This window comes from Sulfitobacter sp. HI0027, from assembly GCF_001634775.1.
Lineage (GTDB): Bacteria > Pseudomonadota > Alphaproteobacteria > Rhodobacterales > Rhodobacteraceae > Sulfitobacter.
The window spans coordinates 1-227 of record NZ_LWER01000138.1; the positions used below are offsets into that span (position 1 = coordinate 1).

Genomic DNA, 227 nt, shown 5'->3' on the forward strand with positions numbered 1-227 from the left:
AGCCGACATGGGCCGAGGATCACCTGACCCGCAAGGCTTTCACCAACCGCGTCTACTGGGCGCAGCGCTCGGTGTCTTCGGGCAACGCGATGCCGCTCTTCCTGATCCGGCGCAGCGATCAAAATCTCGTCGGTGCGATCACCCTCGACAACATCCGCCGCGGTCCTGCCCAATCCGGCACGCTCGGCTATTGGACGGGTGAGCCCTTCGCCCGCCAAGGCTACATG

1 protein-coding gene is annotated in these 227 nt (G+C 64.8%); it reads left to right on the forward strand.

The annotated features are described in order from the left end of the window. A partial coding sequence (locus A3722_RS08175) for a GNAT family N-acetyltransferase (RefSeq protein WP_236627370.1) occupies positions 1–227 on the forward strand: 227 nt, incomplete at both ends.